The sequence below is a fragment of the Helicobacter sp. NHP22-001 genome, assembly GCF_030270165.1.
Taxonomy (GTDB): Bacteria; Campylobacterota; Campylobacteria; order Campylobacterales; family Helicobacteraceae; genus Helicobacter; species Helicobacter gastrofelis.
In genome coordinates this window covers 138,891-147,159 of the sequence record NZ_BSWS01000002.1, presented here as the reverse complement: position 1 = coordinate 147,159, position 8,269 = coordinate 138,891, and the positions used below count along the sequence as shown (strand labels likewise).

Below are 8,269 nucleotides of genomic sequence, written 5' to 3'. Positions count from 1 at the left end.
CAAATAACACGCTTTAAGTCCGCTTTTTTGAGAAAAAAGCTTTCACCTTTTCCATGCAAGCTTTCTTAGAAGCAAAACGTGATAATAGCGGTTTTAAGCTTAAGGGGGGCTGAGACCGCAAAAATTCTAGAGCATAGCATTTAGTCATGTAGGCTGTTAAAATAACCCTAACACAATCCACCCCCTACAGCTAGCCGCTCTTAAGACAGAGATCGTTGGGTTAATTTTGGCACTAAATCAAGCACTAAATCAAGCAATGACTAGGGCTAAAATTAGGTAAATTTTGCTAGAATGGAAAAATGTTTAAAATCAAAGTACAAGCTTTTGGCGCAGCGCAGACAAATTGTTATGTCTTGCAACTGAAGCAGGGCGATTTGGTGATCGATCCGGGGGTTGGCGCATGCTCTTGGGTGCGAGAGCATGCCAAAAATCCCTTGGCTATCTTAATCACGCATGGGCATTATGACCATATCTGGGATGTAGCTGCCTTGAAACAGGCTTGGGCTAGTGTGCCCTTGTATGCACCCAAAGAGGATATGTTTATGCTCACCACAGATTGCTTTAACTTGGGACAGCCCACTTGTAAAGAAGCGGACATTCATCCCATTGAGGGGTGCAAGGGGAACTATTCTTTTGAGGTGGGTGGGGTAGAGATCGTCTATTGGCACTTCCCCGGACACACCCCGGGTTGTAGTGTTGTTGAAGTTAACGGGGTGTTCTTTAGTGGAGATTTTATCTTTTATAGAAGCATAGGGCGTTATGACTTCCCCTACTCTAATCCACAAGACATGAAGGATTCTTTGCAACGCTTTTATGCTTTGGATAGGGCAGATTGTGCCATTTACCCCGGGCACGGGCACGCCACAAGCTTAAAAGCCGAACAACCCCACATACCCGCTTGGATCGCACACATTAACCCTTAAGGAAAGGAAAGAGATGACAGAGAGCCAAAAAGAACGCTATAAACGGCATTTGATGTTGGAGGATGTGGGCGAGGAGGGACAGGAGAGGTTGCTTCGTGCTAGCGTGCTCGTGATCGGGGCTGGGGGTCTTGGCTCGCCTAATTGTTTTTATTTGGCGGCGGCAGGCATTGGGCGCATTGGGATTTTGGATTTTGACATCATCGAATTGAACAATTTACAGCGCCAAATCATCCACACCACACAGGAAATCCACAGCTCTAAGGTCAAATCTGCCGAGCGTAAAATGTTGGCTCTAAACCCTGAAGTGCAGGTTGAAACCCACTTTGAAAAGCTAACCGCTACAAACGCCCTGCATTTAGTTCAAGATTACGACTTTATCATCGATGCGACCGACAATTTTGCGAGCAAGTTTTTAATCAACGATGCTTGTATTCTAGCAAGTAAACCCCTAAGCCATGCCGGGATTTTCAAGCACCATGGGCAGACCATCACAATTTTGCCCAAAAAGAGTGCGTGCTTTGCTTGCGTCTTTGACAAGCCCCCAAGTGTAGAGCTTAACAGCGTGTTTAAAGCGGGGTTGTTTGGGGTTGTGCCCGGCGTTGTGGGCTGTATCCAAGCTTCTGAGGCGATTAAATATTTTCTAGGTTTCCCCTTACTCACCAACCAACTCTTGCATGTAGACACCAAGAGCATGGATTTTAGAAAAATCAATGTCCAACGCAATGCAGAATGCCGTGTGTGTGGGGCGCATGGCATTGAAAACTTAACGGATTATCCGCAGTAGATTTTAAAGAAAGGGTAGTTTCTCATGGATTTGTCATCAATCCTAGGTGTGTTTTTGGCGATTGCGTCTATTTCAGTGGGAGATATTTTAGAGGGGGGTAACCCCATCCATGTAGTGCATCTAAGCTCACTCATCATCATCATACCCACGACCCTGTGCGCGGCAATGGTGAGCACCCATGCCCACCATGTCAAGGCGGCCTTTAAAGAGATCAAGATTGTGTTTTTAAACCCCAAGGTGCATTTACAAGACACGATTAAAAACATCGTGGAACTCTCCACAATGGCAAGAAAAGACGGCGTGCTTTCGCTAGAGTCCAAGGTGGCGCAGATCGAGGACGACTTCTCCCGCAATGGCTTTTCAATGATTGTGGATGGCAAAGACATTCACTCCGTGCAAGAGAGCCTAAATGTGGCGATCGAAGAGTTAGAAGAGTATTACCACGGGGCGGCGCACTATTGGATCACCGCCGGCGAGAGCGCGCCCACCTTTGGGCTCGTGGGAGCGGTGTTGGGCTTGATGCTCGCTTTAAAAAAGCTAGACAACCCTGCAGAAATGGCACTGGGCATTGCGGGGGCTTTCACCGCCACGGTTACGGGGATCATGTGTTCTTACGCCCTTTTTGGTCCCTTTGGCAACAAGCTTAAAAATAAGTCTAAAGACATTTTAAAAGAAAAGGTGGTGATTTTAGAGGGCATCATTGGGATTGCCAATGGGGATAACCCACGGGACTTAGAAATGAAGTTGCTCAACTACATCGCCCCCGGTGAGCCTAGAAAGTCGCAGTTTGAATAATGGCAAAGAAAGCTAAAAAGGTCGAGTGTCCTGCTGGGGAGCGTTGGGCTGTGCCTTATGCCGACTTTTTGTCCTTGCTACTCGCCCTTTTTATTGCCCTTTATGCGATCTCTGTGATCAATAAAGCCAAAGTCAAAGCCCTTAAAAAAGAGTTTATTAAGATTTTTGACTACGCTCCCGTGCCAGACTCTGTGCAACCTGTGATCCCCATCCCCCCCGCCCCGGGCGAAACCCAGAGTAATGAAGTCGAAGAAGAAAAGGAGTCTAAGGAGCATGCTAGTCGATCGCAAGTTACTATCACCAAAGTGGGCGAGGGCTCGATTTTAGAGCAAACCGATCATGGAGCTGTGTTAAAGCTACCTTCCAACTTGCGTTTTGAAGACCCCCCCTATGGAGATGTCATCAACGCCTCCATGCGCGAATACATCCGCCGCATCGCTAAGATCATCCAACTCTTGCCCGATCAAGTCCAAGTCAATGTGCGCGGCTACACGGATAATACCCCTCTGCCCGCTGCCAGCCACTTTAAAAACCACTACACCTTAGCGGCGAGTCGGGCATATAAGGTCATGCATGCTTTGCTAAATGATGGCATTAGTCCGCAAAAACTCTCTTTTGCCTCCTATGGCAAGAACAACCCCATCTTCCCCAATAACAGCGTTGAAAACCGCATACGCAATAATCGTGTAGAGATTTATTTTTACACGAGCCAGCACAATATAGAAAAAATCCGCTCCATTTTAGACCATAACATGGGCGAAATTAATGGAGAAGGTGATTGAAAGCAGTTCTTGCGCTTAGTTTACTCTTAAACTCTTTGCTTGCCTTGCCCACCGGCGAACAACTTTTAAGAGAAGAGCAAGTGCAACTGCCTAAAGTCCCCTTAAGTGCGGTGTTTTTTAGCCAAAAACAGCCCTACACCTCTTGGAGCAAAGATTATGGTGTGTGGCAAACCAAGCACATTTTAGAGATCAGGGCCCTTAGCAAAAGGGTGCATATCAATAAAATCACCCTCAATCGGGGGCGTTGTGCCCTCTTGCCTATTCTGCCTAGTTACATTTTGAACTTGGGTGAAAAAATGGACTATGAAGTCTTTTGCGAGGGGCGCTTAAGGGTGGAAGTGGACACGGACTTTGGGGCGCAAATCTTTCATTTGCGCGAAGATCTGCCTAACGACCCATCTTAGACTTAAACTTCTCCACTAAGTGGTGGTAATCCATGAGTTGATCAGCATCTAGGGCTTGGCTGATTTTATGCACCCCTTGTGCGTAGATTTGCGTTAAGATTTGGTAAACATTGCTGTCAAAGCCTTCCCCGCGTATGGGGGTTACCACACTTGTGGGCATAAACCCACCTGAAACGCTACGCTCTTGGCGCACGGTCACACGGGTGCGGACTTGATAGCCGGGCAACTCCAAACTTGCCATGTTTAAGGGTTTTTTGCTCTTAGGCTCTAGAACTTTTAAAGTCAAATAGCCCATAGACAAACTAGAGTTTTTGCCCTCCAATCCACCATTTCTTAACCTATCCTCTCGTAGGCTAATATCCTCTAACACTTTCACAGACCCATTCACTTCTACAAGCACATAGCCTTGCTCTTGCTGGGTAGGGGTTAGGGGGAGTTTTGCCTCTTGCACACTAAAACCGCGTTTTTCTAGGATTTCTTTGATTTGATCGCGCATGGAATCCTTGAAACCTTGTTGCATATTCAGCGGCACCGTCTTACTAAAGGTGATGTTTAAGGGCGGGAGCAAGACCAATAAATGGTTTTTGGGTTCGGGTTTTTCGTTTTCTTCGTAGTAAGAAAAGGGGATGGGGCCTTGTTCGTGTTTGTCGGGGGCTTTAGGCGCACAACCAAGCCCCAACAGACCCACTAATACTAATGATAAAAGTCTAGATTTTTGCATGTTCTCCTCAATGTTTTTTTAAAAAACGCCCAAGAGCTTTTACCAAACGCATGAAAACTTTTAATTTTTTATGGCTTTCATAAAGGGATTTACCCCGGCGTTTAGGCATTAGCAAGAATAAGTGGTCTTAAACTCAAAGGGGTGGGGGCGGCTCTCCCAAGGGAAGACCTCTGAGCGGAATTTAAAGCTCTGGTAGGCTTGGATAAAATCTTCGGTAAACACTTCCCCTTTTTTCAAATACTCTTTATGCACCAACATTTCCTCTAGCGCACTTCTTAGGGTGTGGGGGAGTTGTTTAATCCCTTTGTCTCTGATCTCATCTAGGGTGAGCTGGAAGAGGTTGATGTCCATGGGTGCGCCCGGATCCATTTTTTGCGCTAGCCCGTCTAAACCTGCCATTAAAATGGCGGCAAAGGCCAAGTAAGGGTTGGAAGAATTGTCGGGAAAGCGGAACTCAAAACGCGCCGCCTTGCCCTTCACCCCATAGGGGATACGCACGCTGGCACTGCGATTTTGCGCCGAATAAGTTAAAATCGAGGGGGCTTCAAAGCCGGGGATCAAGCGTTTATAAGAATTGCTAGAGGCGTTGGTAAAAGCCGCCAAACTTCTGGCGTGGCGCAAGACCCCGCCTAAAAAGTGTAGCGCCATTTGGCTTAGGTTTTTGTAAACATCACCGCTAAAGAGATTCTCGCCATTTTTCCACAAACTCACATGCGTGTGCATGCCGCTGCCATTGTCCCCGTGCAAGGGTTTTGGCATAAAAGTCGCCGTTTTGCCATTTAAATGGGCGACCATTTTCACCACATATTTAAGTTTTTGCACATTGTCCGCCGCCTCCACTAACTCCCCAAAGCGCACGCCGATCTCGCCCTGCGCCTGCGCCACTTCGTGGTGCACGACATAGGTTTCTAGCCCCACTTGGTTTAACACCTTGACAATTTCGGCGCGGATGTCCATCATCGTGTCCGTGGGGGGGGTGGGTAAATACCCGCCCTTATGCCCCGTGCGGTGCCCGAAATTCACCCCCCCCTCAAAACTGCGATCCCTATTCCATTCGCCCTCTTCGCTGTCAATTTCATAATACTGGCAATTTGCGCTGTTTTTGATCTTAATGGAGTCAAAAATAAAAAACTCATTTTCTGCCCCAAAGTAAGCCATGTCGGCAATGCCAAGATTTTGTAAATGCCTTAGTGCCCGCTTGGCAATGCTTCTAGGGCATTTTTCGTAGTCTTGCTCTTTGTAGACATCCCACACATCGCAAAAGACTATAACCGTGATATCCGCACTAAAGGGGTCGATGAAGTAGCGGATCAAGTCGGGCTTTAAAATCATATCTGACCTATCAATGCTCTGCCACGCCTTAATGGAGCTTGCGTCAAAAGGGATACCCTGTTGCAACAAGTCCTTATCCACACCCCCAATAAAATAGCCCATGTGATTCCAAGTGCCTTTCACATCTGTGAATCTAAAATCCACAAATTCCACTTCTTTTTCTTTACAGAAGGCAAAAAACTGCTCTACATCTGCATCGCTGTTATGAATGTCCATCATTATCCCTTGAATTTTTCGTCTATTTTAACATGGCTAGCATTAAGGCATGGCTATTGAGCCGATTTGACTAGGGCGGATGAGATAGGGGGCTTGAGGGGTTTTTAAAAGAAAAACGGTCTAGCTCAAGCTTGTATAGCTCTTGCAATTTGTTAAACTCCCACCCTTAAGGGGAAAACATCGCCTTAAACCGCTTTAAATTTTAAAATTAATTGTACTACAATACTAGAATCCATGGTTTCGTGCAGTTAATGGTCTGTGTGGGGTGTGGACATTTACCACATATTTGGATTAAAATGTTTTGATAGGTGCTGGGGCTTATGCGGATTGCCCAGATACGAGATGGTTAATGACAGTTGCTTTTATTTCTCTTAAATTGGTGTCCTTGTGTAACAAAAAGAGAGCCAAGACTTTAAAAATGCTTGCAGTGTTTGGGGCTCTTGGCATGGCTTTTACAGCTTGCCAACAGGGGGGGGGGGGGGGCGAGCTTAAGGCATGACTTACGCAATGGCTTTTTTGTCGCCGCTAGTGTGGGCATTTCAAATGTGGCTACAAGCACACAAAAGCACACAACCACGCCCATTTATTCCTCAAGAACTCTCCAAGCCGCAAAGCTACAAGATGAAATCGTTTCTAACATCAACCAAATGAATGTAGCACTTAACGGCATTTGGCAAGTCATTGAGGCGGCTCAGCAGAACACAAGTGCGATCCCTATCCAAAGCATAAACATGCAGTTACCACTCGCTCAATTTAAGGCATTAGCGGCAGAAGTTCAACAAGAACTCAGCCAATTTTCTATAGTCCCCGGGGCTTTGGCAGAGTTGCAAGCAACGCTCCAAGTCCTAAATTTAGAGGCTAAAAAATTACAAAATCTCAGCAAAGCGGACAACACCCCCTCAACTTCTTTTTCTAATTTGCAAGACACAAAGAGCACACCCAACTCCCAAATACAACAAATCGCCTCCATTGTTAAGAACATGCAAGGTGCGCTAAATGAAATCACCACACAAGAGGCGCACATCATGCAAGGTGCCAACAACTACAACTCTGAATACAACACTTGGCAGAACCAAATAAATCAACAAGACGCCTACCAAGCCATTTACAACACTCTTAAAACCGAGTTAACCAACATGGAAAAATCAATCGAAAAAGCCGAAATAGCCGAAAATGGTGGAAATGGTGGAAATGGTGGAACACTTCAAAACACATTAGGTAGAATCGATGGGCTATTGAAAGGTTTTGAAAACATTACAACAAGTAGCGCAGGTCTACAAAAGGTCCTCAGCTCAAAAGATTACGAGGATAATGTAAAACAAGGTAGGCAAGACGCAGAGGGTTGCAAAAACCTAGCAGCTACCCCCGAACTTTGCTTCGGACAATCTTTTCCCATAACTAGTCTTCAGCAAATGTCCATGCAAAATTTTTTACAAGTTCTAGGGTGGTTTAGGGAACTGGCTAAATATGCTGAATATGAACAAACGATACTTTCATCATCTGGTCCAGAGGAACAAAAGATACTAGACAAATATATTAATAGTCTGGAGGCAGCTTATCGCTTTAATCTCGGTACAATTCTTGATAGCTCAAACAATTTTTCAACAATCTTAGGCAGTCCACAGAAGTACTTCCCCATCACCCAACAACTCACCCCGGTCTCCGCCCCACATATCCAAGCTCCAAATTTTAAAAAAATGCCCTCTTCTGTAAACATTACGAGCACAAGCTTTATAAACTCCGTCTCCCGTGCCGTAAACAGCACTATCTTTGAAAACAAGGCTTATAACCTTGGTGGAGGTGCTGGCTACCAGCGGTTTTTTAGCAAATACTTTGGCTTTGATGTGTTTGCGCTCGGTGGCTATTCCTTTCTAGTACCAGCCCCCGGTTTTGCGGCACTCAAAAAACTAGATGTGGGCTATTTGCAATTAACCGCAGATATTTTGGCAGATTTCTATGTCAACAACGATGCGTCTAATGCAAATTTTGCCGGCTTTTATGTGGGCTTTACAGAAAAATTCAATTTTATGGGCACACAAGCACCGATAGCCCCCACCCACGGGGTTTTATACGATTCGCTTATCGACTTTGGCACAAGATACCAGCACAATGCTTGGGTTTATAAACTAGGTGTGAGGATCCCCTTGTATAAGGGCACACCTTTTCGCATGGGCTATCAAGACTTTACCTACTTCATCAACAACACGCCCTCAAATATTGAGGTCTATTTTATGCTAGAAAGACTTTTTGGCAAATGGACCGGTCGACAAACAAGACCTAGGCGTATTAGGTGAGCAGATAGTAAGCCTAGT

General features: G+C 45.7%; 8 protein-coding genes. 6 read left to right on the top strand and 2 right to left on the bottom strand.

The genetic code is table 11. The features are described 5' to 3' along the window. Nucleotides 1–299: 299 nt before the first annotated feature. Genes QSJ47_RS03560 through QSJ47_RS03540 form a run of 5 tightly spaced genes read left to right on the top strand, consistent with a single transcriptional unit; the run spans nt 300 to nt 3,688 of the window. A complete protein-coding gene (locus tag QSJ47_RS03560; protein WP_285602447.1) occupies nt 300–923 on the top strand; it encodes an MBL fold metallo-hydrolase in 624 nt (207 codons plus the stop codon). A 13-nt stretch (nt 924–936) separates the two neighbouring features. Continuing rightward, nucleotides 937–1,707 (top strand): HesA/MoeB/ThiF family protein, encoded by a 771-nt coding sequence (locus tag QSJ47_RS03555; protein WP_221271167.1) that lies wholly within the window; start codon nt 937–939, stop codon nt 1,705–1,707. Between the two features lie 24 nt (nt 1,708–1,731). After that, a complete protein-coding gene (gene motA / locus QSJ47_RS03550) occupies nt 1,732–2,502 on the top strand; it encodes a flagellar motor stator protein MotA (RefSeq protein ID WP_285602446.1) in 771 nt (256 codons plus the stop codon). Continuing rightward, entirely contained in the window at nt 2,502–3,284 is a 783-nt protein-coding gene (motB, locus tag QSJ47_RS03545) for a flagellar motor protein MotB (RefSeq protein ID WP_221271166.1), read from the top strand. Before motA ends, motB begins: the two co-directional genes overlap by 1 nt. Beyond that, the gene (locus tag QSJ47_RS03540) at nt 3,281–3,688 is read left to right on the top strand and encodes a hypothetical protein (RefSeq protein ID WP_260321524.1); all 408 of its coding nucleotides are present in this window, start codon (nt 3,281–3,283) and stop codon (nt 3,686–3,688) included. Before motB ends, QSJ47_RS03540 begins: the two co-directional genes overlap by 4 nt. Here QSJ47_RS03540 and QSJ47_RS03535 read toward each other — a convergent pair. Together QSJ47_RS03535 and glnA are read right to left on the bottom strand one after the other, a co-directional pair. Beyond that, a complete protein-coding gene (locus tag QSJ47_RS03535; protein WP_221271165.1) occupies nt 3,672–4,409 on the bottom strand; it encodes an HpaA family protein in 738 nt (245 codons plus the stop codon). The genes QSJ47_RS03540 and QSJ47_RS03535 overlap by 17 nt on opposite strands. A gap of 108 nt (nt 4,410–4,517) precedes the next feature. Then, nucleotides 4,518–5,957, bottom strand: coding sequence for a type I glutamate--ammonia ligase (gene glnA / locus QSJ47_RS03530; RefSeq protein ID WP_430886774.1), 1,440 nt, complete (start codon nt 5,955–5,957; stop codon nt 4,518–4,520). 440 nt (nt 5,958–6,397) lie between these two features. On the opposite strand from glnA, the gene QSJ47_RS03525 reads away from it, so the two are divergent. Then, nucleotides 6,398–8,251, top strand: coding sequence for a hypothetical protein (locus tag QSJ47_RS03525; RefSeq protein WP_285602445.1), 1,854 nt, complete (start codon nt 6,398–6,400; stop codon nt 8,249–8,251). Nucleotides 8,252–8,269: the final 18 nt, after the last annotated feature.

Excerpts from the sequence above, each read along its gene's own strand:
- QSJ47_RS03535 (WP_221271165.1), bottom strand. The coding sequence starts at position 4,409 with ATGCAAAAATCTAGACTTTTATCATTAGTATTAGTGGGTCTGTTGGGG.
- motA (WP_285602446.1), top strand. The coding sequence starts at position 1,732 with ATGGATTTGTCATCAATCCTAGGTGTGTTTTTGGCGATTGCGTCTATT.
- motB (WP_221271166.1), top strand. The coding sequence starts at position 2,502 with ATGGCAAAGAAAGCTAAAAAGGTCGAGTGTCCTGCTGGGGAGCGTTGG.
- QSJ47_RS03555 (WP_221271167.1), top strand. The coding sequence starts at position 937 with ATGACAGAGAGCCAAAAAGAACGCTATAAACGGCATTTGATGTTGGAG.
- QSJ47_RS03560 (WP_285602447.1), top strand. The coding sequence starts at position 300 with ATGTTTAAAATCAAAGTACAAGCTTTTGGCGCAGCGCAGACAAATTGT.
- glnA (WP_430886774.1), bottom strand. The coding sequence starts at position 5,957 with ATGGACATTCATAACAGCGATGCAGATGTAGAGCAGTTTTTTGCCTTC.